The 23,104-nt window shown below is 42.8% G+C and carries 19 protein-coding genes; 6 read left to right on the top strand and 13 right to left on the bottom strand.

The features are described 5' to 3' along the window. Window positions 1-200: 200 nt before the first annotated feature. Complete coding sequence (locus AB6E08_RS13930) at window positions 201-695, bottom strand: DUF1097 domain-containing protein (protein ID WP_012600670.1); 495 nt, start codon at window positions 693-695, stop codon at window positions 201-203. Window positions 696-1,162: 467 nt separating this feature from the next. Next, on the bottom strand, window positions 1,163-2,068 hold the full coding sequence (locus AB6E08_RS13925; protein ID WP_009845304.1) for a LysR substrate-binding domain-containing protein: 906 nt from the start codon (window positions 2,066-2,068) through the stop codon (window positions 1,163-1,165). Between the two features lie 272 nt (window positions 2,069-2,340). Between AB6E08_RS13925 and focA the strand changes: the two genes are divergently transcribed. Next, complete coding sequence (focA, locus tag AB6E08_RS13920; protein ID WP_009845303.1) at window positions 2,341-3,792, top strand: formate transporter FocA; 1,452 nt, start codon at window positions 2,341-2,343, stop codon at window positions 3,790-3,792. 351 nt (window positions 3,793-4,143) lie between these two features. Here focA and AB6E08_RS13915 read toward each other — a convergent pair whose 3' ends face one another. From AB6E08_RS13915 to AB6E08_RS13905, 3 genes are all read right to left on the bottom strand, one after another. Beyond that, a complete protein-coding gene (locus AB6E08_RS13915) occupies window positions 4,144-4,713 on the bottom strand; it encodes a YceI family protein (protein WP_029222775.1) in 570 nt (189 codons plus the stop codon). Beyond that, on the bottom strand, window positions 4,710-5,249 hold the full coding sequence (locus AB6E08_RS13910) for a cytochrome b (protein ID WP_017100530.1): 540 nt from the start codon (window positions 5,247-5,249) through the stop codon (window positions 4,710-4,712). Before AB6E08_RS13910 ends, AB6E08_RS13915 begins: the two co-directional genes overlap by 4 nt. Window positions 5,250-5,433: 184 nt before the next feature. After that, entirely contained in the window at window positions 5,434-5,679 is a 246-nt protein-coding gene (locus AB6E08_RS13905; RefSeq protein WP_017059821.1) for a DUF2164 domain-containing protein, read from the bottom strand. 289 nt (window positions 5,680-5,968) lie between these two features. On the opposite strand from AB6E08_RS13905, the gene AB6E08_RS13900 reads away from it, so the two are divergent. Next, on the top strand, window positions 5,969-6,604 hold the full coding sequence (locus tag AB6E08_RS13900) for a hypothetical protein (protein WP_009845296.1): 636 nt from the start codon (window positions 5,969-5,971) through the stop codon (window positions 6,602-6,604). 570 nt (window positions 6,605-7,174) lie between these two features. After that, window positions 7,175-7,912 carry an EAL domain-containing protein gene (locus tag AB6E08_RS13895; protein ID WP_122047319.1) on the top strand — a complete coding sequence of 246 codons (738 nt, stop codon included), beginning with the start codon at window positions 7,175-7,177 and terminating at the stop codon, window positions 7,910-7,912. Window positions 7,913-8,135: 223 nt separating this feature from the next. Here the strand turns inward: AB6E08_RS13895 and AB6E08_RS13890 are convergent, their stop codons facing one another. From AB6E08_RS13890 to AB6E08_RS13880, 3 genes are read right to left on the bottom strand one after another with little or no spacing between them, the layout of a single operon-like run. Next, window positions 8,136-11,195: an efflux RND transporter permease subunit gene (locus AB6E08_RS13890; RefSeq protein ID WP_372065399.1), complete on the bottom strand. Its 3,060-nt coding sequence runs from the start codon at window positions 11,193-11,195 to the stop codon at window positions 8,136-8,138. After that, window positions 11,192-12,247 carry an efflux RND transporter periplasmic adaptor subunit gene (locus AB6E08_RS13885; protein WP_371726702.1) on the bottom strand — a complete coding sequence of 352 codons (1,056 nt, stop codon included), beginning with the start codon at window positions 12,245-12,247 and terminating at the stop codon, window positions 11,192-11,194. Before AB6E08_RS13885 ends, AB6E08_RS13890 begins: the two co-directional genes overlap by 4 nt. Further along, the gene (locus AB6E08_RS13880; protein ID WP_372065396.1) at window positions 12,247-13,335 is read right to left on the bottom strand and encodes an efflux RND transporter periplasmic adaptor subunit; all 1,089 of its coding nucleotides are present in this window, start codon (window positions 13,333-13,335) and stop codon (window positions 12,247-12,249) included. The genes AB6E08_RS13885 and AB6E08_RS13880 overlap by 1 nt, the downstream gene beginning before the upstream one ends. 149 nt (window positions 13,336-13,484) lie before the next feature. Here AB6E08_RS13880 and AB6E08_RS13875 point away from each other — a divergent pair, with 149 nt between their 5' ends. Further along, window positions 13,485-14,216, top strand: coding sequence for a TetR/AcrR family transcriptional regulator (locus AB6E08_RS13875; protein WP_009845253.1), 732 nt, complete (start codon window positions 13,485-13,487; stop codon window positions 14,214-14,216). 168 nt (window positions 14,217-14,384) lie between these two features. Here the strand turns inward: AB6E08_RS13875 and AB6E08_RS13870 are convergent, their stop codons facing one another. The 3 genes from AB6E08_RS13870 to AB6E08_RS13860 form a co-directional block, all read right to left on the bottom strand. Further along, a complete protein-coding gene (locus AB6E08_RS13870; RefSeq protein ID WP_371707568.1) occupies window positions 14,385-15,656 on the bottom strand; it encodes a DEAD/DEAH box helicase in 1,272 nt (423 codons plus the stop codon). Window positions 15,657-15,713: 57 nt separating this feature from the next. After that, window positions 15,714-16,325, bottom strand: a complete 612-nt coding sequence (locus tag AB6E08_RS13865; RefSeq protein WP_065678988.1) for an ACP phosphodiesterase — start codon at window positions 16,323-16,325, stop codon at window positions 15,714-15,716. Window positions 16,326-16,519: 194 nt separating this feature from the next. Then, a complete protein-coding gene (locus AB6E08_RS13860) occupies window positions 16,520-16,648 on the bottom strand; it encodes a hypothetical protein (RefSeq protein ID WP_017059831.1) in 129 nt (42 codons plus the stop codon). Between the two features lie 447 nt (window positions 16,649-17,095). On the opposite strand from AB6E08_RS13860, the gene AB6E08_RS13855 reads away from it, so the two are divergent. Together AB6E08_RS13855 and AB6E08_RS13850 are read left to right on the top strand one after the other, a co-directional pair. Next, window positions 17,096-18,319 carry an aromatic amino acid transport family protein gene (locus tag AB6E08_RS13855; protein ID WP_017100524.1) on the top strand — a complete coding sequence of 408 codons (1,224 nt, stop codon included), beginning with the start codon at window positions 17,096-17,098 and terminating at the stop codon, window positions 18,317-18,319. A gap of 148 nt (window positions 18,320-18,467) precedes the next feature. After that, complete coding sequence (locus AB6E08_RS13850) at window positions 18,468-19,892, top strand: methyl-accepting chemotaxis protein (protein ID WP_017100523.1); 1,425 nt, start codon at window positions 18,468-18,470, stop codon at window positions 19,890-19,892. Window positions 19,893-20,340: 448 nt separating this feature from the next. Here AB6E08_RS13850 and AB6E08_RS13845 read toward each other — a convergent pair whose 3' ends face one another. Together AB6E08_RS13845 and AB6E08_RS13840 are read right to left on the bottom strand one after the other, a co-directional pair. After that, a complete protein-coding gene (locus AB6E08_RS13845; protein WP_029222776.1) occupies window positions 20,341-21,069 on the bottom strand; it encodes an HAD-IA family hydrolase in 729 nt (242 codons plus the stop codon). A gap of 208 nt (window positions 21,070-21,277) precedes the next feature. Beyond that, entirely contained in the window at window positions 21,278-23,086 is a 1,809-nt protein-coding gene (locus AB6E08_RS13840; RefSeq protein WP_017097955.1) for an HD domain-containing phosphohydrolase, read from the bottom strand. Between the last annotated feature and the right edge of the window lie 18 nt (window positions 23,087-23,104).

Here is a 23,104-nt window from a genome sequence, read left to right as displayed (position 1 = left end):
AGCTGATCAGATCGTAGGTTCTTGATTTAGTTCCATTGAATTACGCAACAAAGCCCCAAAAAAGGCACACCAAGTGGTGTGCCTGTATAAATCGATATACAAATTAATTGGGGGTTATCTTGCAAGAGTTCACAGTGACTAAACTAAGGTTAGGTTAACGAATTAAGGTTAGGTTAACGAATTAAGGTTAGGTTAACGAATTAAGCCTTGGCTTGTTTAGCGTGTTGTTCAACCGCTTCCGAAGATTGAGTCGATTTTTCGTGAAGCCAAAGCCCCGTTGCTTTCATCAAGTATCCAAAGACACCACCAAGCAGTAAAGATGGCACGACAAGTTGCCAATCGCCGCCTGCTGCAAACGTCGCGCAGCAACCAATGAAGGTTCCTGGGATATAACCTAGCCACGCTTGTTTGGCTTGAATACACATAAAGAAAGCGACAACAGCGGTAATCATATAGCCTAATATCTCTAACCCTGCGAAGGTTGAGCTTTCGATAATCACCATTGCCCAGAATACACCTGTCATGTTGGTCAGTAAGCTGCCTGCTAGTCCTTTAACACCGCCCGTTGGCGAAGCAAAATAACTTGTGCAACCTAAGAAACCGGCCCATGACAGCAAGCCGAAAGAGATAGCTATCCATCCCCATAGACCTGACAAAATACCTGTTGTTAATGAAATCGCGACTAATGTACTCATACTATTTCTAAAGCCTAATTACGAAATTCATCGCACCGGATTTAGCCTCACTTAAAATCAAGTAAGCATATTATGGGAAGAACGCCTTCTTTTAGCCGATCGTGATCACATTAATAATGTACACGAATGTGCATTTATCACCAGATAGAGACCGGAATCGCTTATTCAACACATTGGGTTATAAGGGGCTGTTAACCTTTCGAGCTTTATTTTGCAGCTCTTGTGGGAAATTTATACAAGGCAGAGGCTTTGATGTGTAGTTAGCCTACATGAAAAGGCGATAACGCAGTAGAAATGAACCACAAGGACTGCCCGAAGGGTTCGGTTAAAATCGCTTTATGCTTTGTTGAAGAATATTTGCTTAAAATGACTAGGCTACATACTCTTCGCCGCGCCTAAAACGATTTTACCTCGAACAAAACTTAACCACGAAAGGTCAACAGCCCCTAGCCTTTATCAAATTACCGCTATAGAACCGACGGCTTACCTTTCATCATGCGCTTGCCTTCTCGCTTAATACATTCAGCAAGTGGGTTTTCTGCCATATCCGCACGCCAAATAAACGAAAGCGTACGTTCCATTTCAAGCTCAGGAACATTCAAAGTAACGAGCTGGCCAGATTCAACAAACTGCTCGACATCGAGATAAGGTAAACACGTTAAATATGGGCCGTTTGCTACCAAACTTCTTAAAACAGGAACGTGTTCATATTCTCGCCAAACATCAAGATCACCAATTAAATGATGAATAGAGCTATCAAAAACTTTGCGAGTACCTGAGCCATGTTCACGCAATACCCACTTCGCTTGTTCTAGTTGCGCCAAACTGACACGTTCACGCTTTGCAAATGGGTGATGAGCCGATGCAACCACCGTTAAATGGTCGGTACACCACACTTCTTGATGAACTCGGTTATCGTCGCAGCGACCTTCGATAACGCCAAGGTCATATTGGTAATCTAATACGCCATCTATAACCGCATCGGTACTTTGTACACCAAGCGAGATTCGCATCTCAGGAAAGTCGTTATCAATAATACTGATGAGGTCTGGAACCAGGTGTTCTGCCGGGGTTTGGCTCGCACCGAGTTTGAGCTCTCCACTCAATAAATGCTGCTCGTAAAACCCCATTTCAATTTGCTGTGCATCTTGCAGTAAACGCTTCGCTTTTGGCCTAAGCCACATGCCCCAATGAGTGAGCGCCATTTGCTTGCCCTGCCTTTCAAACAAAGGCCTGCCGAGCATTTTTTCCAACTGTGCAAGAGACATACTTGTCGCCGACTGAGTCAATGCAAGCCTATCAGCTGCCTGACTTACGCTTCCCGAATCTGCTACCGCGTCAAAGACGGCGAGCTGCTTTAATGAATAACGCAAAATCTATCCTTAATTCTTTTAATAACTTATGTCCTGCTGCTCGTTTTTGTTAAGCCGATGAGCAATCAATTTCATTCTACGCCTAACCAAATCTATATCAATATTTTTGATGTGGTTTCTAAAAATTATCAATTTTACCTCTACCCCTCAACCCCCTAATCTGGAATGGCAGGACACAACGAGCCCTGCAAAACATTACTGATTAACCATTACGGATTAACCAAGTCATTAACACTAGGAATTACACATGACGGATTGTTCAAGGGGGGGATATGGCAACCAGCACTTCTGAAAATCAGCAACTGTTCTCGCCAACAGAAATGATGGCGGAAGCCGAGAAATTTGCATTAAGCAAAGCAAATAAAACCAGCAGCATGACATTGAGTTTGGCAATCATGGCTGGCGCATTCATCGGGCTTGCTTTTTTATTCTACATCACGGTGACCACAGGTAGCGCTGATGCAGGATGGGGATTAAGTCGCTTAGCCGGTGGTCTTGCATTCAGCATGGGGTTAATCCTGATTGTTATTTGTGGTGGCGAGCTATTTACCAGTTCGGTGTTATCAAGCATTTCATGGGCTAATAAGCAGATAACCTTCACCAAGATGTTGTCTATCTGGGGCAAGGTATATGTAGGCAACTTTATCGGTGCCATGTTCCTACTGGCTTTGGTAAGTGCAGCAGGCTTATATCAACTGGATGGTGGGCAATGGGGCTTAAACGCTCTAAACATTGCTCAACACAAGCTACACCACAGCCCTGTTCAAGCTTTCGCTTTGGGTGTGCTTTGTAACTTACTAGTGTGTTTAGCAATTTGGTTAACGTTCAGCTCAGCTAACGCCATGACTAAAGCAATGATGACCGTATTACCCGTTGCAATGTTCGTTAGCTCAGGCTTTGAACACTGTGTGGCGAATATGTTCATGGTTCCATTAGGCATCACAATTCAAGCATTCGCACCAGAGAGTTTTTGGATGCAAATTGGCGCAACATCAGCCCAGTATGCAGACCTGAACATCATGAAATTTGTCACTGCAAACTTAATACCAGTGACATTCGGCAACATTGTAGGTGGTGCGGTATTGGTCGGCTTAGCCAATTGGAGTATCTACCGTCGCCCGCAGCTTAAAGCGGCAAAAATTACAGCAATAACTCAAACAACAGAAATTACGTCAGTTAAGGAAACCACTATGAACACTACAACTACTATCAAGCAAATCATGAACACTCAACCAATTACACTGAGCGTAGAAATGCCTACTTCAGTGGCGATTGATTCACTTTTAGATGCTCAACTTGTTAGCGCTCCTGTTTGCGATGTTGAAGGCCGCCTAGTAGGTATCCTCTCTGTTCACGACGTAATGGTTGACCTTTGGTGCCAAGACTACATTCCGACTAAAGGTCAGAAAGTGGTAGACCTAATGAGCCGTGACGTAGTGGCTATTGATGCAAACGACAAACTGGTCGATGTTGCTGAGTTCCTATGTATCGATAAAGAACAACTGTACCCGACAACAAGCATGGGCTATGCCACTCGCCTGACCTCTCTTTCTTTAGAAGAGCGTGCAAAAGCGATGAAAGTAAGCCAACCACATATGCTTCCAGTGCTAGAAAATGGCGTAATGGTCGGTGTGATGACTCGTACTGAAGTTATGCAAGCACTACGTCCAATCTATGGCGACCGCCTAAACGTGGTTCCAAAGGCTGAACTAGAAACGGCTTAACTAGCGACTGTTTACAAAGCAAGCGTTTCATTAGAAACAAAGTAACGAATCGTAGGCTGAACTATTAGGGATTAGTCGTTCAGCTAGATAACTCAGTCATTGCAACGTTGACTGGCAGAGGTAAATGGTGGCTTAAGACGCAGTAAAAGGTTTGACACAAAACAGACCTAAACGCGTGGCCATTTACCTCAATAAAAAAGGCGCAAAGTGAAAACTTTGCGCCTTTCTCTATATTCTAGCTGCTTTGCTACTTTCCATATTACTAAATAACCGGCTAACGCTGCCCTATCTCGTATCGACTAGGATTTTGATCTTTCTAAAATATGTTGATAGCGATTATTGATAGCTAGATTACTTCTTTACACCTTCGACATGCAGATCCATGTCTACATAGCTTGAAGCGCCCATTACTGGGATATTGAAGTCAGCAAGCTCTAGACGAGTTGTACCAACGAAACCAGCACGCTCACCGCCCCATGGGTCTTGACCAGCACCGATGAATTCAGCTTCGATAACGATAGGCTTAGTTACACCGTGAAGTTTAAGGTCACCCATAACTTCAAGTTTGCCGTCGCCTTTATCAACCACTTTTGTGCTGTTGAATGTCGCATCAGAAAACTTACCAGCATTGATGAAATCACCGCTACGGATGTGCTTATCACGCTCTGCGTGGTTTGAGTCAAGGCTAGTTGTATCAACCGTTACGTTGATTTTAGACGCTTCAACGTTGCTCTCATCAAATGAGAAGTCACCTGAGAATGTGTTAAAACGACCTTGGATAAAGCTGTAACCTAGGTGGCTAACTTTGAAGTTAACTGAAGCATGCGCACCTTTTGTATCAATCACGTAATCAGCGGCGTTCGCAGCGAAAGGCATTGCCATAGCAAATGCTAATCCTGTAGCGATAATTGACTTTTTCATTTTGAAGCTCCTATCATTTTTCGTAGCGTATCGTCTTTGTCGATAACGTGGTGTTTTATCGCCGCTAAGGCGTGCACTGATGCCATAATGATCAGTACCCATGCAGCATAGTAGTGAACCGTTCCTGCGAGATCAGATTGGTTTACAAATAGTTCACCCATACTTGGTACAGTGAACCAATTGAATACCTCGATCCCACGGCCATCTGATGTCGAAATCAAATAACCTGAAATAAATAAAACCGCTAAGTTAATGTACATAAATCCATGAGCGATCTTCGCCGCTACAATTTCATAGCTTTTACCTTCCACATTAGGTGACGCGGTAACTAGCTTCCAAAGCAAGCGGATAATGGTAACGGCAGCCAAAAGAATTCCTACCGAACGGTGGTAGTCTGGTGCTGTTTTGTACCACTCACTGTAGTAAGAAAGATCAACCATCCATAGGCCTACACCAAATAGGCCAAATATTGCGAGTGCTGAGATCCAATGCATTGCTCTTGCTAAAGGATTGTAATTTTTGACGTTGTTGTTCATGCATCTCTTCCGAATGTTAACGTGTCGTGTAGTTTTGAAAAGCGTACCCTACACTAAGTTTGCGTAACATATTATTTACCAAGTTTTACATTAGTTACATCATTTCAAATTAAACGAGTTATTCAAAAATTTTGAACAAGTTGCTTTATGGACAAATTTCTTTGTCGAACAATCGCTTGCTGAGTTATATTTCAACGATTTGTTCAATTTCATAGAGCTCATCTGATATGTCTAACATCTTACGTTCCATCACTTTTTGAGCGTCTTCTATCCCCTTGTTGTAATACACGGCTCCAAACTTTTTACTGATGAAGTCGACTAAGAATTCAGTGTCGAACTGACCAAGCTCTACATCGAGCTCATCTTGTAGGTACTTTTGAAGTGTATGAGTGAGTTCGGATTTTTGCTTTGAATCTAATTGAATGGTCATGGGTGTTTCCAAATAAAGAGTATGTAGAACAATTGTGATTAGCCGACTAAGCTATAATTTCGTTAGCTCACTGCAACTCTGCCAATCAGTTCAAGTTTTCTAACTAGCTATAATTCCTCATAATTTAGTTTACAGACCAGTAGAGTGCCAGTGCTATCCATAAAATCGCTCAGTAATGGTTAATTTTGATAGAGGGATCAAGAACTCGCACTTTGACAATAGGTAATGGCGCCGAAATTACCGTACTATTGCCCATCAATAAGATAGCAACCGTGTATAAGAGGCTTCATTGTTATTAGATCTGGTGATTAAAAGCGTCAATCAGTTTCAAGACGATTGCTTGAAACTTTGTGAGCGTCATTACCCTACCGTACACAATCAAGGGATCAGTGAACATCACATAGGCAAAGCGTTTGCGAGACGAATGGAGCACACTTTCGTTAGCTTCAATCATGCAAGCAACGTAAGCCCACTAGAAATGCTCTCTTCTGGTGAAACGCCACGACACTTCCGAATCTCTTCTGAAATTGGTACCGTTTGGATGATTAGCCACCATATGGTGAGCGCAGGAAAGACTTGTCGTAAAAAGTTGATGCTGGACATTCATAACTGGCAGCAAGAGTACGGATTTGCCATTCAACCCAATGACCTATTGATTATTGTCTCCGACCATTGGATAAGTCGAAGCAAAAACAGTGGTGAACTCTTGCATTGGTGGATGGGGGAACTCCCAGACCAGATTAGCGACTACAGCCTACAAGGTATCACGCTAAGAGAGAGTGATACTCAATTCGCAGATGATTTAAATAGTAACTTCAAAATCAGTCCGTGTTTTATCCGATTCGCTCACCCGCTAAAACGCTCTGGAAATCAACAACTAGTTCGTAAATACCTGCAACTTTATGCGGTAATACAATGGCAGTAAAATACAAGCCAATTTTCAATTTGATATATAACGTAAATAATTATACCAACACTATTATTTTATAAAATAACACCTATATTCCACTCATTTATTATCCTGATTCTCCAGTTTACTAATTAATAACTTAACAACCTCAATATTAATTTTGAGAGACAGACATCATTTTTATGTAACCACAAAGATCTATTTATTTTATTATTTTGATACTCCCCCAGAATGTAAGCCTTTAACCATATTTATTTTAGGTGTATACGTGTTAAGGCTTTATATTGATAGGGTTGATGTGATACAGGTTACTCAGACATCAAATTCACTGAACCTATTAAACAAGCTAATCAATATATATCCTTGATACATAATGACCTTTATCATCCTGATTTTTCGCTGACTTTAATTATTTAGATGTTACCGTGACAAATTAATTTTTATTAATTGACAATTTATCAACACCTGTCAATATTATGACAACTGTGATGTATATTCTCGTCACTGAATAAACACCTTTTATTAGCGATTATGATTTTGTCAGACAGAAGTGAATTTATTAGTTGTATATCTGTGGATGCCGATATGCAGTTTATTGCGAAATACCAAGACTTAACACTTACAAGTGTCTACCAACCTATATTTGATTCTTCTTTTACTCAGATAGGCGTAGAGGCTTTGGTTCGTATTTCCAATTGTAAAGGTGATGTCGTTCGCCCAGATCACTTCTTCCATTCAGACGAAACCTCATACACAGACAAAATCAACGTAGAGAGACTGAGCCGAGCCATTCACATCCGTAACTTCGCACAATCGACGGTCCGTCACTTAAACCTTTTTTTGAACGTACTTCCAAACGTTGGTGAGTTGTTTGCATCAGAAAAAGTAAAAGACACTCTGTTAGCTAAACGTCTTCACGAGCTTAACTTATCGTGCGAACAAATCGTCATGGAGTTGGTCGAACTTAATGTAGAGAGTGAAGAACGCTTAAAAAACGCGGCCCACTCACTTGCAGATAATGGTTTTCAAATCGCGGTTGATGACTTTGGAGCACAGGCGTCAACAGAGCAACGTGTTCGCCATATCACTCCTCATATCATCAAAATCGATCGCTCTGTGATGTTGGATTTTGAAAACGGTGATACTCAAAAAATGGAGTTAGTAGTTAAGCTTGCCAACCAAATCGGTGCAAAGACGGTCATCGAAGGGATAGAAACCCAACAGCAACTGACTGCGATGCAAAGTTTAGGCTTCGATATGTATCAAGGCTATCACTTAGCCATGCCAAAGCCGATTGAGTTGGATATCCGCCTAGCAATCTAGAATCTAGCCCCTATTCTCTATTATACCGGAAGCCGCTTTACCATTGGCTAACGACTCTATAAATACCTATCTTTTAAAACGATCCTTGTTAAGGCACGCATTGCTATCGCAACGTCCTCTTAGTTCGGACCTATCTTCGTCTTGTTTTATCAAATCATATCCGTAAAAAAGCCCAATCAAAATTGACTGGGCTGGCTTAAAAGAATCTTTTTTATATCAATCCCTAATAACCCGCAGTGGACGGTTTGATTCTATATAGAATGGCGAACATCACTGGTACTACTATTAGCGTTAGTACTGTAGCAAAGCCTAAGCCTGCCATGATGGTAATCGCCATCGAGCCGAAAAATGCATCGAATACCAAGGGAATCATGCCCAAGATAGTCGTTAGTGCTGCCATAGATACCGGTCGTACACGACTGATCGCGCTGTCGACAACCGCTAAATATGGGTCTTTACCTGTTTGTAGCTCACTGTTGATCTGGTCAAGCAGTACGATACCGTTCTTCAAAATCATGCCACTTAGACTCAATAGACCTAAGAACGCAGTGAAGCTAAATGGCATATTAGTGCCTAACAGACCAATCGAAACGCCAATGATAGAGAGTGGCACCGTAAACCAAATTACAAGTGGCTTACGAACCGAGTTGAACAGAAGCATAGTGATGATAAACATCAACAAATAACCCATTGGCAGTGAACCAAATAGAGATTCTTGTGCATCTTTAGAACTCTCGTACTCACCGCCCCAACTGATGCTGTAACCTTCTGGTAGAGCCAATGCTTCTACTTGTGGTTTTACGCGAGCAAACAAGCTAGCTGGTGTTTCATCACCCAATACATCGTGATCAGCCAGAACCGTTAACGTACGCTTTCTGTCACGACGTTGAATCAGTGGCTCAGACCATTGAAGCTCAACCCCATCGATCACTTGTTCTACAGGAATGTAGGTTTGCAGTGATGGGCTCCAGATCTTCACATTGTTCAGTGATTCAAAGTCAAAACGCTCTTCTTCAGGCAGGCGTGCCACGATAGGTAACATGTGCGTACCATCGCGCAGTAAACCGATGTTGTAGCCACCAAACGCCATCTGTAATGTCTCAGACAGATCCGTCTTTGAAATACCAAGGCGACGTGCCTTTGATTCGTTAAACAGTGGCACGAGCTCTTTGGTGCGTTCACGCCAGTCGTGACGCACATTTCGAGAACCAGGATCCGCCAACAAGATATCTTCTACCTCAACAGCTATGCTGCGAAGGATCTGCGGGTCTGCACCGCTAATACGAGCTTCGATTTTTGACGCTGGCGACGGGCCAAACTCAATCAATTTAAATTGGAACGTAGGTTGTTCAAATTTATTGGCCAAGTCCTTGTCTAGCCCTTCTAAGACTTTAAACATGGTGTCTCGGTCAGTCGTTCGTACCTGCAGTTGACTGTACGCTTCGTAACTTTTCTCGGGTTGGTATGTCAGCGCAAAACGTTGCATGCCTTGGCCAACTGTTGTAGTTACAAACTCAACGTCGTCTTGCTGGCGAATGTAGCTTTCAACTTTTTCTGTCTGCTTAATCGTTTCACGTACATCGGTACCTTCCGGCATCCACATATCGACGTAAAACATTGGCGTATTTGATGGCGGGAAGAACTGCTGCTTCACCATACCAAAACCAACAACAGAAACTGCTAATAGCGCGACCATACTTACTACGGTAAGCCACCTAAATCGAAGTGCTACTTTCAGACACGCGCCGAATACAACGAACAGAATACCTTTGTATGGGTCTTCGTTCTCATCGACCTTGTCTTCTTCTTTCAGCATCATTTCTGCAAGGAGCGGAGTCAGCGTTAGCGCTGTAACCCAGCTCAAGAACAATGAAAAACACAAAACCCAGAACAGTGAGCCCATGAATTCACCTGTCGCGTCTTTCGACAAACCGATTGGTGCAAAGGCCGTGATAGCAATAATGGTCGCACCCAATAGTGGCCATTGTGTTTGTGTCACGATGTCCTTCGCTGCTTGAAGCTTGGTTTTGCCTTTCTTCAAGCCAACCAGAATACCTTCAACGACAACAATCGCATTATCCACCAGCATACCGAGAGCGATGATAAGTGCACCCAGTGAGATACGGTGCAGTTCGACATCGTTGTAATCCATCAGGATGAAGGTTCCAAATACCGTCAATAGAAACACTAGACCGATGATCAAACCACTGCGTAAACCCATTGCAAAAAGCAGTACGATGATAACAATAGCAACGGCTTCTACTAGGCTGATTAAAAAGTCAGCCACTGATTTGTCTACTTCTTGCGCTTGGTTGTAGAAGTAGTTCAGCTCTACACCGGCAGGCTTAATGCTTTCTAAACGATCCAGTTCGGCATCTAACGCGTTACCAATTTCGACGACGTTTACGCCTGAAGAGAACGCAATACCAAGGTTGATTGCTGGTTTGCCGTTGTACGTTAATACATTGCCCGGTTTTTCTTGGATACCGCGAGTAACCTCAGCGACATCTTTCAAGCGAATCAAATTGCCTGTGTCACGACCATGAATGATCAGGTTTTCTAGCTCTTCAACCGTGCTCAATGTTCCGTTAGGTTTGATTGTTAGGCTTTGGCCATTCAACATTACCTCGCCTGCCGATACCACACTGTTTTGTTGTGCTAACAGTGACGTTACCATCGACATATCTAGGTTTAGCGCCGCTAAACGCTCAAGTGACATCTCAACAAACAATTGCTCTTGTTGGTCACCCGCAATACTTACTTTGCCAACACCGTCAACCAATTCGATTTCACGCGTTAGGTAATCTGCGTACTGTTTTAGCTCGACATAATCGTAGCCATCACCGGTCAGCATGATCATCACACCAAATACGTCACCAAAATCATCAATGATCTGAACTGAGTTAACACCACTGGGTAGTGTTGGCTGTAGATCGTTGATTTTACGACGCATTTCATCCCAGATTTGGGGCAACTCGTCTGGACCGTAGTCCATCTTCATGCTGACCATAATTTGAGACATACCATTCGACGACGTTGAAGTAATCTTGTCGATATAAGGCAGCTGTCGTATCTCTTTTTCAAGTGGATACGTTAACTCTTCTTCAACTTCCATAGACGTAGCGCCGGGGTAAGTTGAAATAATCATTGCATCTTTAATGGTAAAAGCTGGGTCTTCTAAACGGGATAGGTTGCCAAAAGACGACACACCGCCAATGGCCAAAATGACTAGAAACAGCCAGCTGATTACTTTGTTTTTTATTGAATATTCTGCGATGTTCATTCTGCTTTTCCTGACAATTCGATTCCGTCACGGAGTTTTCTTAGATTCGAGTTTACGAGTCGATCACCTTGCTCAACACCATGAGCGATTAATGCGCCTTGGCCACTGATTTTGTCGACTTCTACTTCGCTTTTGAATGCTTGTCCGTCTTCCATTTTCCACACATAGAACTGATTAGCTTCAGAGCCCGCTACTAGCGTTGTCATTGGTAACTGGTAACCTTGAACATCACTCAGACCCGCTTTCGCCATATCCACATTGACCGTGACGCTCGTGCCCGGCAGAATTTCACTTTCAGGCTGCTGCATCTGCATCCAAAACTCGTAGGTACGTGATTGTGGGTGCAATTCGCTAGTGTGCTCTAGATACGTCAGTGGATATTGCCCTGTGTGACCGCCAAAGGTCGCCTCAGGACGATAGCTATTTGAACGCATGTCTGGACTGATCGATGCCAAGATCGAATCTGATACTTGAATTCGTACATACACCTTATCGTTCTGGTACACGCTTAATAGTGTTTCACCCGGTGTCGTGTTTTCGAAACGTTGCTTGTCCACCGTAGAAACTGTCCCGGAAAATGGCGCTAAAAGCTCTGTGTAACTTAGCTTGCGTTTTGCAGCCGCCAAATTCGCCGATGCCAGCTTATAGTTAGCCGTTAGTTGGTCTAACTCTGACTGCGACAACATCTTGCTACCAAACATCTCCGTACCACGGGCCAACTGCTTGCTCGCCAGTTTGAATTGAGAGTTAGCATCAGTCAGATCTTGAAGGTACGTCGCGTTGTCTAAGGTCGCAAGTAACTGGCCTTTTTCGACGTTGTCACCGGCTTCTACCAAGACTTGTTGGATTTCGCCTGCGAGCTTAAATGCCAAGGGGGTCAATTCAGCGGGCATTACCTGTCCATTAAAACTTCTGAACTGATCAGTCAGCGGCGCGCCAACGTCAAAGGTAGAAACCAATAAAGGCGGTTGTTCACGGTGTACAGCTTCATTGTTACAGGCTTGAAGTAACAAAACCGACGCGACAACAACTGATAATTTTAAAAGGTTCATTAAATACCCCCCTCACGAAGCCAAGCTTTTACTTGCTGTCCGCCAGATAACACATCCACACCTGCTTCAACGATAAGATCACCAGAAGAAAGACCTTCTATAACTTTACCTTGCTCATCAAGCAGGACTTGTACTTTAGAAATCGATCGAGAGTCTGGGTTATAGCGCCATAGCTCGCCATGGTCAGCTTGTTTGGTTAGCCAAGCTGAATCAACAATGCCAATACCGTAGTCTGACTTACTCTTCTGAACTTCAACTTGCGCTGTCATTCCAGAAAGTAGATTGATGCCTACCGGCTTGTCGATAGATACAACCGCTTGGTAGCTGTTGGTGTCTTCATCTGGTTGTGTAGAGATCTCTCTAAAACGCGTTGGGATACGAATACCGCGGTGGCTATCCATTACAACCCACATGTTTGAGCTCGTTAGGTCTTGAATAGAACGGTCTTCAAGCTTAGATACCGGAATAGAGAACGTCACATCCATTTCACTGTGATTCAAAATATTAAGAACTGGCTGCTTTTCAGCAATTAACTGATATTGCTTACCAAACACCATCGATACCACGCCATCGAATGGAGCAACTAATGTGGTGTAACCAAGGTTTGTTTTTGCTTGTTCCAACTCAACGTCAGCGGCAGTAAAGGTGTTGACGGCTTGGTCGTAGTAATCGGTACTGACTAACTTTTTCGAATACAACTCAGAAGCTTGCTTGTATTGGCTGTTCGCCAAGTCAAATTTAGCTTGAGCTGCATCAACGGCAATACGGTAATCCGTCGCGTCTAATACGGCTAGCACCTGACCTTTCTTAACTTCTTGTCCCATACGAACATCGAAAGCTTCGATATCGCCACCCACTTGAAATGAAAGCGCAGCACGGTCGGTTGCATCCACTTTTGCGATAAAACTATCAAGCTCGATATCTGCCTGCAGAGGAATCTCAAATAACTTTACAGGCTTGATTACCTGCTCATTTTCCTCTGATTGCACTTTGTTACATCCAGTTAGAGAGCCTGCGAGCAATAGTGCGGCAATAACCGCGCCCGCACGCTTGGTCGGTATCGCTTTGATAGACAAATTGGATTGCATGATGCTTCTCCATCTAATTATTATGATTTATTACACAGATGGGCAGTATATTTATTATTAAAGAATCCTCAAGCTTTACTTTCCACCTGTGCAGTATTTTTTATTTCAAGAAAAACAGTGTAGAATGTGGTAATCCGGTAAATGTAGAAATGAAGATGACTGAAAAGAAACAAGGCAGAAGAAGCGCGAAAGACGCTGAAGAGACGAGATTTTTGATCATGGGTGTAGCTGCGGATATGTTCTGTGAGCATGGTTATGACAGTGTTTCTCTTCGTAACATCAGTGAGAAAGCAGGCGTATCTCATAGCCTTATTCGCCACCATTTTGGTAGCAAAGAGAAAATCTGGCATGCTATAAGTGATTGTTTACATGATTATTTTCAGTCATACATTGCTAAAATCGTAGAAGAGTTACCAAAAGGCGTCGCGCCAAATATTACTATCTATTTGTTCAGTATGCGCCTCTTTAGCAACATGATTCACTCACGCAAACCGATGCAACTTATCACCGACTCTGTTCGCCAAAAAGACAACTTGGTCGATTACTTTATCGACAATGTTGGTGATATCGAAAAACAAATTAATATGTTGGCAGATGAATATAATGATGCGAATCCAGATAATTTGATCAACATTTATGAAATTAAATGGCAAATGATCATGTATGCGCACGGAGCGGTATGCCTTACTCCTTTCATGGAAAGCACATGGAATGAAGGCGACATGCAATCGACACCTGAAGAAGCATTGTTAAATCATTGGCAATTGTTCAACAAGCAAATGATCAGTACGTTCAATATCAGTGATGAATGGGTATTGAATACGAGTTCGATTGAAGAGCTTATTTATGAAGTCCCTTGTGTGTGGAAATGCGAACACTAGCAAAACAAACACTAAAATCGCGGCTTTAAGTTTCATGCTTAGTGCTTAAAACGAAAACGAAAACGAAAATGCCCCGCTACTGAATATATCAGTAGCGGGGCATTTTTATGTCTGAGCAAGTCTGCTTATGTTTTTACAGTATCACAAACGATGCAACCGCCAGCAAGTTTAGCGACGTGCTTTACCGCGGTTTTGGTGAATCTTAAGTTTCGCTTTCATCTTACGTTTTTCTGATGAACGACTTTTACTGCGACCACCTCGATCGGGGGCTAGATCTTTTTCTAGGCTTGGTTCAAAACCCTCTAGCCACTCTTGAGGCAAGCGCGTATCCAGCAATCGTTCAATGTCACCCAGTAGGTAAGCTTCATCCTGGCTCATCAAAGAGATCGCTAAACCACTGTTGCCAGCACGGCCAGTACGACCAATACGGTGAACGTAGTCTTCCGCTTTAAATGGCATATCGTAATTCACAACTTGTTCTAGCTGCTGGATATCAATACCTCGAGCTGCCACGTCGGTTGCAATTAACGCGCGTACTTTGCCTGACTTGAAATCGTCTAATGCTTTTTGGCGCGCACCTTGGCTCTTATCACCATTGATTGATGCCGCTTTAATGCCATCTAGCTTAAGCTCTTTAACGAGAGCATCGGTGCCCTGCTTAGTCTTAGTAAACACCAACACTTGTTGCCAGTTCTTTGAGCCAATCAAATAAGCCAATAATTCACTCTTGCGCGATTTATCAACGGGATAAACCATCTGGGTAACGGTGTCAGCGGTACTGTTTTTTGGCGTCACTTGAATTTCGCTTGGCGACTGCATCATTCGATGTGCCAGAGCTTTAATTTTGTTATCAAACGTCGCAGAGAAGAACAGAGTCTGTCGCACCTCATTCATACGAGAAAGAATGCGTTTGATATCAGGCATGAAACCCATGTCTAGCATGCGGTCTGCTTCATCCAGTACCAACACTTCAGTGTGGCTCAACATGATGTTCTTAGTGAACATATGGTCGATAAGACGGCCCGGAGTCGCGACAAGAATATCAGCTCCCCCGCGTAGGTTTTCAGTTTGAACCTTCATACTAACGCCGCCGTAAGCCACCACGACTTTGATGTCGGTGCCCTTTGCGTAGCTGGTTACGTTATCGAAAACCTGTTGCGCTAGTTCACGTGTTGGTACCAACACAAGCACACGAACTAGCTTCGGGTTTGGAATAACGTTATCTTTTGTCTCGATTAATCTTTGGATAATTGGCAAACCAAATGCGGCCGTTTTACCTGTACCCGTTTGAGCACCAGCCAATACATCTTTGCCTTCTAATACCAATGGAATCGCTTGCTCTTGAACACTGGTAGGAGCCGTAAAGTTAAGCTCTGACAACGTAGCAAGAAGATGCTCAGATAATCCTAGTTGGTTAAAAGATTTTGTAGATTCAGACATAGTATGATGCTCAAAGATTAAATAGGCGCGGATTGTAGCAAACCTGCATTACGCTGTTTACCTTTCCTTTTGATTTTTCTTCATTTGAAGCGAATTAAACTGCTTCGCTTCTTCTAAAACACTAGGATAAAGCTCATTAAAGTGACACTGCAACGTGTTGTAGTGCTGTTCTAGGTCGTGATAGCAAGACTTAAGCATCCCAAGCTTTGGCCGTCTCAAAGCCATGCGTTGCAATACCACCTCAATGGAAGACATGTCTTGATAACTTAGCAACCAACGTTGTTCTGCCATTTTCTGGTGAACAGTAATGAAGTGCTCAGGCCAATGAGGCTCTTGGTGTTCAAAGATCTGTTGATGGCTGTCTACGCAAAAGCGCTCAAGTGATTGCGTTGAGAACTGAGCCCAATGATTGGCTAAGCAGTGATCCCAAAATACATCGAGTGCGATAGGTGCAAAGCGTCGTGTTTGGTGTGAGAAAAGCGATTTTGCAGAACGAGACACATCATGAAGATCAGTATAGCTATCAACGAATCGATGAAGTCTTATTCCGTCTGAAAGTGAGTTTGAATAGTATTTACTAGGGTCGCCTTTAACGAAGTCACCTAACAGATTACCCGCTAAGTTACTTTTACAATGCTTGGCGATGTGGAGGTGTGCGAGAAAGTTCATTGAACCTCATTAAAGTATCGAGAACTAAGTAACATGGTAAACGTACTCGTTTATCTTCGCGAACTTTAATGAGGATAGTTTTGTTATGACGTGTGAGCTAATGAGATTTGCTCAGTTTAAGAATTGTTTAATTTGAGAACGTTGAACTACAGAAACCTTTAGCTCAGTAAAACCTAATTAAAGATTTTAAAAACTTAGTTCGAAGACTTGAAAAGCTCTTCTGCTAATTGTTTAACCGTCTGTTCATAGTCAGATAAATCGATACCAATTTCCATAGCATCTAACAACTCTAGACTTTCGTCATTATAAGATTGGTCACTCATAGTGCCCCCTCTATTCCTTGGTGTGGACATGTTGTCCGATTAACTAGTGCACCATCTTGGACTTATATTATGTCACTTTGATGAACGCACTCTACTCTACCCATTCCATATTTATAGCTTGAAGCTACTCGCGATCATTAACGCTTGTTTACGCTAAAGGGGCATACGCGAACGACATATGTACTGTCACCTTACACCAATTACAACAAATTACCCTATAAATTTTGATGCAAATCACACTCAAACGTTTGCTTAAGCATTTTTAGTTCCTTACGCACCAACCACTGTACATATTAATATACAGTGGATATTTTTAATTACATTAAACATTGCATTTGGAATTAAACTCAATCAAGATACTTGAAAATCGAGATATTCTTTGGGTTTATTCTCTTAGACCAGAAGAAACACAACGAAAACCCACCCTAACGTAAAGAATTATATACAATGAATAAATCAAAGGTTTTTGGTAGTACTTTGATCATTGCAGGCACAACCATTGGTGCCGGCATGCTCGCTCTTCCACTCGCATCTGCAGGAATTGGCTTTTCAACCTCACTATTTCTAATGCTTGGCTTATGGGCTCTCATGGCCTTCACCGCATTATTAATGGTAGAGCTTCATCAATTCGCTGAATCGGACGCAACTCTACACACGTTAGCTCACACGATTTTGGGAACGAAAGGAAAGTGGATCGCAAGCTTCGCCGTGATGTTTCTTTTCTACGCTTTGTGTGCCGCATACATTGCAGGTGGCGGTGCGCAGTTTAACCAACGTATCTCGGATATCGCAGGGATTGAACTCAATGGCCAAGTCACTACACTCCTATTTACACTGTTAGTTGCGGGAGTTGTGACGATTGGTACACACAGTGTTGATAAAGTTAACCGCGTTTTATTCGGACTTAAACTGATTGCGATGGTACTGGTACTCAGTTTCCTTGCACCAAACATCACCTCTCAATACCTAATGAGCATGCCTTTGCATCAAGGCCTGATTGTTGCTGCGATACCGGTTGTGTTTACCTCTTTTGGTTTCCACGGCAGCATCCCTTCAATTGTTCGATACCTGGATGGTGACGTTCGCTCTTTACGTAAGGTCATGATTATTGGCTCTGCACTGCCTTTGGTCATCTATGTTTTCTGGCAGAGTGTTACGTTGGGTGTGGTTAGCCAAGAGCAATTATTGTCTGATACTAGCTTGGGTGCGCTTCTAGTCTCACTATCGCAAACTGTTCATCAATCAAACTTAAGCTTGATCGTGGGTGTATTTGCTGACCTTGCACTTCTTACTTCTTTTATTGGCGTGAGCTTGGGGTTATTTGAATTCATGGGGGACTCTCTAAGCAAGAAACTAGGCAATGCCAAACGCGTTAAGACGGCCGCTATCACTTTTTTACCACCATTAGGTTTTGCCTTGTTCTACCCACAAGGTTTTATCATGGCTTTGGGTTACGCTGCCATTGCACTTTCAGTGCTCGCAATTCTGCTGCCGACAGTAATGGTATACAAAGTTCGTTACACAGATTTAATAGTAAAACCTCACGCTACAGAATCAACTTACCAAGTGTTAGGTGGAAGCAAAGCGCTGTTTTTAGCGGGTAGCGTTGGCGTGTTTATCATTGCAATTCAAATCCTTATTTCAGTAGGGTTATTACCATCATTAGGCTAATAAACCCATCGAGAGCAAAAATACTTGATTGATGTCTCATGAACGATATATTGCTATCATTAACTTTCATAATTAGTCGATCGAAATCACATTTTTATTGAGGTCGGTTATTTAGAGTCCACGGTAAAGGATTTACCGTGGAGTTTTTATGAAAGAAGTACAATTTAGAACGATAGACAAACTGTTTATTAAAATGTCTATTAACGACAAGTTTTGGGTCATTTTCTTGATCTTTTTTGCCGCTGTGGCAAGCCTCGCTGGCCTCAACTACGTCAACAATATGGAACAAATTGACGCGAGTGCAAAACAGCAGGTTGAATATCAGTTGCAAGGCATTTTATCAGCGTCAGATTCCCCAGCTTCGGTTCGTTCTATTAGCCAACAAACACGCCTTCAAGAAACCACTATTTCAAACACGGGTTCGGTGACTGCTACGGCACTGGCACAAGATGGCAACTACTACTCTCTTACCGTTTCAACTACTGATACACAGAACCAAAAGCAGCAAGCTCTGTACACATTATTACTCAGTCTTTTATGGTGTTTGCCTTTTGGTCTTTTCTGTTACTGGGTTGCAACCTTCCTAGGTGGCGCACTTTGGGTTCTTTACTCAACCACTCAAAAGATTGGTGATGGTGATTTAACATCTCGCCTTGGCTTCCATCCGGGCCGAGATGAGTTTGGTACGATTGGTTGCGCCCTTGACCGTTCAATGGATACGCTAAGTGAACTAGTCAATAACGTAAACCAAAACGCAGCGACACTGAGTGAAACGTCAGCTTCTTTCGAAAAAGAGATGAAGCGCAGTGAAACACAGATTATGAGCCAGAATTCATCTCTAGACTCTGTTGCAACGGCAATGGATCAAATGACGGCATCAGCGAATGAAGTATCTAATATCTCTGCGCGCTCTACAGAGCAAGCAGAGCAAGATGCTCAACAAATCAATGATAGCCATGCTATGGTTCAGCAAGCAATCTCAGAGATAACCACCCTTTCTTCTTTGATTGAGCAAACCTCGTCTTCTGTTACGAGCTTGAATGTAAATACAAGCCAAATCAACGAAGTCATCACCACGATCAACGCAATTTCAGAGCAAACCAACTTACTTGCGCTAAATGCCGCGATTGAAGCAGCTCGTGCGGGTGAACAAGGTCGTGGTTTCGCCGTTGTTGCTGATGAAGTGAGAACGCTTGCTAGCAGAACTCAATCCGCTACAGTTGAGATCCAAACGATGATTGAACGCTTACAGCAAGAGAGTCAAAATATTGCTAAGATCACGGTGCAAACGGTTGATCAAGCGCAAACCAGTAGCCAACTCATTTCACATATCGGTGATGACGTAAACTCGATTGCAGATTCCGCACAAGCGCTAATTGACATGAGTCTACAAATAGCAACGTCAGCTGATGAACAAAGCAACGTAGCGAATACCATCGCTGCTGAGCTTAATGATATACGAGGCCAATCAGACGTAATCAAAGATGTCGCTCAAAACTCTTCAAAGGGCGTATCTAAGCTGACTGAAGCATCGGTTTCTCTGTCTCAAACTTTGGCAAGATACCGCACTTAGCACTTGGCAAATAACTATCAACTATCAACTATCAACTATTTGCACTTAATGCTTAATGCTTAATGCTTAATGCTCAGAATTAAGAACAAACCTAAGAAGGACTCATATAGAGTCCTTTTTTATTGGTGCTGATTAATAACTATGGTAAAACCATACTCCTCAGTTATTAACATGAAGTAAGTCGCAAAGGAGGGATTAAGAGGAGCCAAAACTGTCTAATAATCGAGCTTAGGGGTAATCTATTTGAACGGGTCTTATTTTCGCTTACCCTTTTGCTGCAGGTGACACATAATGAATAAAACAGATGCACCATACACCGACGACATCACATGCCCTTTATGCCAACATGACGAATATCTACTTTCAGAAAGTGGAGAGAAGTTCACTTGTGCTGCATGTGGTTTCCACACAACACAATTAAGCAAACTAGTCAGCCTTCAATTAGGCTTTACCCCACCAAAGCTCCAGAGTGCGGTATACCACCACTTGAGCAGCGCTTGCCATTAATCCAAATCGATATTTCTTCCAAACTGTAAATATCCTGAGCCGCTAGCTCTGCTATGTCGGCTTCGGTATTATCACTCAATGAACCTTCAAACGTTGGTCGCAATCTAAAAGATTGAATACCCGCACGAACCCCTGCTTCAATGCCTTTCACCGTGTCATCAACATAAATACATTCGTTTGGTAAAAAGCCCATATTCATTGCGGTATACATGATCAGGTCGGGCTCCGGTTTCCAGCTATTGGCATCAAAAGCTGAAAATACTTTGCCTTTGAAGTCGTCGAGCATTCCTGTCATTGCCAATGAGGATTCAACTCGATATTTAGGCGCATTGGAAGCGATACAAAACTCAATGTCTTGTTGCTTGAGGAATTCAATAAGCTCAATAGCACCATCCATCGGCTTTAAATGGCGTTGGAACAAGGCTTCTAATTCAGTGCGATAAAGCGGCTCGAGTGTATCGATGGAGATAGATAGCCCTAAACGTGCTTGCGTATCCATTAAGATGTCAGCTAGCTTCCCACCTTGAAAGTGCACATAGCAGTCATTAACGCTTAACTTAGCCCCAAAGCCAGAAAACACATTCACTAAGGCTTGGCAACACAGCTTCTCGCTATCGATGAGTGTTCCATCACAATCGAAAATTACACATTTAGTTTGTTCTAACCGCATAGCTCTCTCACTCGCATTGAATTCAAGTTTTATCCTATAGTGTTCTTTCAATACGCGTGATGATTAAGGTAACACTTTACCTATCGCCCCTTATTTCTCTACGCGAAATATGCAGTGGATCACTTTATGCTTAACCATAAGCAACAGCACTCATTAAATTAATATACTTTGAGCGTCACCAATCACGACTTTATTTGCCAATAAACCGTTAATTCACGGCCAATTCTTCAATAACAATAGGTTTATCCGTTAATTCAATGCGACATTCAGCGGTGATGGTATCTGGATACGAATCACGGATAGCAACAAACTCGGGTAAGTGGCTCAGTAGTAACTGAGTAAGCTCAGGGTCGAACTGACAGCCGCATTCTCTCTCGAACAAATCGATAACCATCTCTAATGGCCACGGCTCTTTGTAACAACGGGCACTGAGTAGTGCATCAAACACATCCGCGACGGCCGTAATACGGGCAAACAAGTGAATTTCGTCACCCACTTTGCCATTAGGATATCCAGCCCCATCCCAACGTTCATGATGCTCGTTGGCAATGATAGCAGCCAGATTGGTAATATCACCGGCTCCACTCTTCAGTAAGTTATAGCCTGCCGTTGTGTGAAGCTTCATCACTTCCCACTCTTGCTCGGTCAATTTACCTGGTTTATCCAAGATTGATTCTGGGACTGAAATCTTACCCACATCATGCATCGGACTGATGATCTCTATCATCTCGACCTCGCGATGGCTCAAGCCACGATACTTAGCAAGCAACGCAGACAACTTGGCGACACGTTTAACGTGATTACCGGTTTCGCCAGAGCGAGTTTCAATCGCCTCTCCGAGAACATGAATCATATCTTTTTGAATATTCAGTGTTTGTTTCTGGAGTTTTAAGATTCGTTTGCTCTTTTTAGCCAGTTCTTTCTTTTGGCGTAGAGTGACAAATTGCATCAAAATAATCAGGCTCAAACCTGCAATGACCATCGACAATCCCAATAGCAACTGAAAGTTTTTACGAATAAAGGATGAAGGCTCATTAATGAATACAGCCTCATCAGGTAGCGCACTCTCACGGATACCGAAATTTGTCATCGCTGGATAATTGAAAACAAAACGTTTGTTCTCACCTGGAGTTAAAGGTTCGTCGAAACCAAGAGGTAGGTACTTATCGAGCGCCTTAACCGTCTCTTCACCCATGCTTTGAGAGTGATTCACATAGCCACCAAGTACATCTCCCGAAATATAGAACTGCCACAAAGCAAACACTGGAGCAGCACTTGCTTTAGACAAAGTATCCGAAACCTCTTGATAAGTATGATACACGCCTCGATTCAATTCGGTATTGTAATGACTGAGCAAAACCGCGTCATCAGCAGAGATACCTTCCAAAAACTGACGGGTACGCACTAACGATAAATCGCGTATTTCAACCAATGTGATATTAGGGAACTCAGTCATCACGCGATTCATCTCTTTGCGAATTAACTCAGAAGTGACACTGTAATCATTGATGAAATACAGTATTTTTAGGTTAGGTCTTAACTTCGAAATTAGATCAATATTGACGTCTATCTGATCGTTCTCATAAAGCACGGTTGCTCTATCAGACACCGAATACATGTCGGTACTGAAATCGTTAATACCGGCAGCAACGACAGGTGTGGAGCGATCGATCAAACTAGGCAGAGATTCAAGGAAGTTAGCCGCGTTGTCGTCAGTCGCGATTACACCATCAAACTTATAATCTGCATATTTGGTACGTAAGTAGTTTGCGATAGAATCGTAGTACTCAGGGCTATGGACGCGCTTTGAATCCAAATACTCGATTGAGAGTTTAACTTCGGCTTGAGATTGGCTGAACGCACTGTCTATCCCTTTTTGGAAGTCAGCGGTCCACTGATAAGAAGGTTCGTATGAGTGTAAAACTAGGATGCGTTTGATATCCCAGTCATTAGCAAAACTGAGTGAAGAATAAGCGCTAACACACAATACAGCGATTGAGAACAATAGCTTGTACATACAATACCCTTTAAATAA

Origin of the sequence: Vibrio sp. 10N.247.310.24, from assembly GCF_041467175.1 — a bacterium.
GTDB classification, from domain to species: domain Bacteria; phylum Pseudomonadota; class Gammaproteobacteria; order Enterobacterales; family Vibrionaceae; genus Vibrio; species Vibrio tasmaniensis_A.
This window is presented reverse-complemented; position numbering and strand designations above follow the sequence as displayed.

Coding starts and splice junctions, on each gene's coding strand:
- AB6E08_RS13930 (WP_012600670.1), bottom strand. CDS start 695: ATGAGTACATTAGTCGCGATTTCATTAACAACAGGTATTTTGTCAGGT.
- focA (WP_009845303.1), top strand. CDS start 2,341: ATGGCAACCAGCACTTCTGAAAATCAGCAACTGTTCTCGCCAACAGAA.
- AB6E08_RS13915 (WP_029222775.1), bottom strand. CDS start 4,713: ATGAAAAAGTCAATTATCGCTACAGGATTAGCATTTGCTATGGCAATG.
- AB6E08_RS13910 (WP_017100530.1), bottom strand. CDS start 5,249: ATGAACAACAACGTCAAAAATTACAATCCTTTAGCAAGAGCAATGCAT.
- AB6E08_RS13905 (WP_017059821.1), bottom strand. CDS start 5,679: ATGACCATTCAATTAGATTCAAAGCAAAAATCCGAACTCACTCATACA.
- AB6E08_RS13895 (WP_122047319.1), top strand. CDS start 7,175: ATGCAGTTTATTGCGAAATACCAAGACTTAACACTTACAAGTGTCTAC.
- AB6E08_RS13890 (WP_372065399.1), bottom strand. CDS start 11,195: ATGAACATCGCAGAATATTCAATAAAAAACAAAGTAATCAGCTGGCTG.
- AB6E08_RS13885 (WP_371726702.1), bottom strand. CDS start 12,247: ATGAACCTTTTAAAATTATCAGTTGTTGTCGCGTCGGTTTTGTTACTT.
- AB6E08_RS13880 (WP_372065396.1), bottom strand. CDS start 13,335: ATGCAATCCAATTTGTCTATCAAAGCGATACCGACCAAGCGTGCGGGC.
- AB6E08_RS13875 (WP_009845253.1), top strand. CDS start 13,485: ATGAAGATGACTGAAAAGAAACAAGGCAGAAGAAGCGCGAAAGACGCT.
- AB6E08_RS13870 (WP_371707568.1), bottom strand. CDS start 15,656: ATGTCTGAATCTACAAAATCTTTTAACCAACTAGGATTATCTGAGCAT.
- AB6E08_RS13865 (WP_065678988.1), bottom strand. CDS start 16,325: ATGAACTTTCTCGCACACCTCCACATCGCCAAGCATTGTAAAAGTAAC.
- AB6E08_RS13860 (WP_017059831.1), bottom strand. CDS start 16,648: ATGAGTGACCAATCTTATAATGACGAAAGTCTAGAGTTGTTAGATGCT.
- AB6E08_RS13855 (WP_017100524.1), top strand. CDS start 17,096: ATGAATAAATCAAAGGTTTTTGGTAGTACTTTGATCATTGCAGGCACA.
- AB6E08_RS13850 (WP_017100523.1), top strand. CDS start 18,468: ATGAAAGAAGTACAATTTAGAACGATAGACAAACTGTTTATTAAAATG.
- AB6E08_RS13845 (WP_029222776.1), bottom strand. CDS start 21,069: ATGCGGTTAGAACAAACTAAATGTGTAATTTTCGATTGTGATGGAACA.
- AB6E08_RS13840 (WP_017097955.1), bottom strand. CDS start 23,086: ATGTACAAGCTATTGTTCTCAATCGCTGTATTGTGTGTTAGCGCTTAT.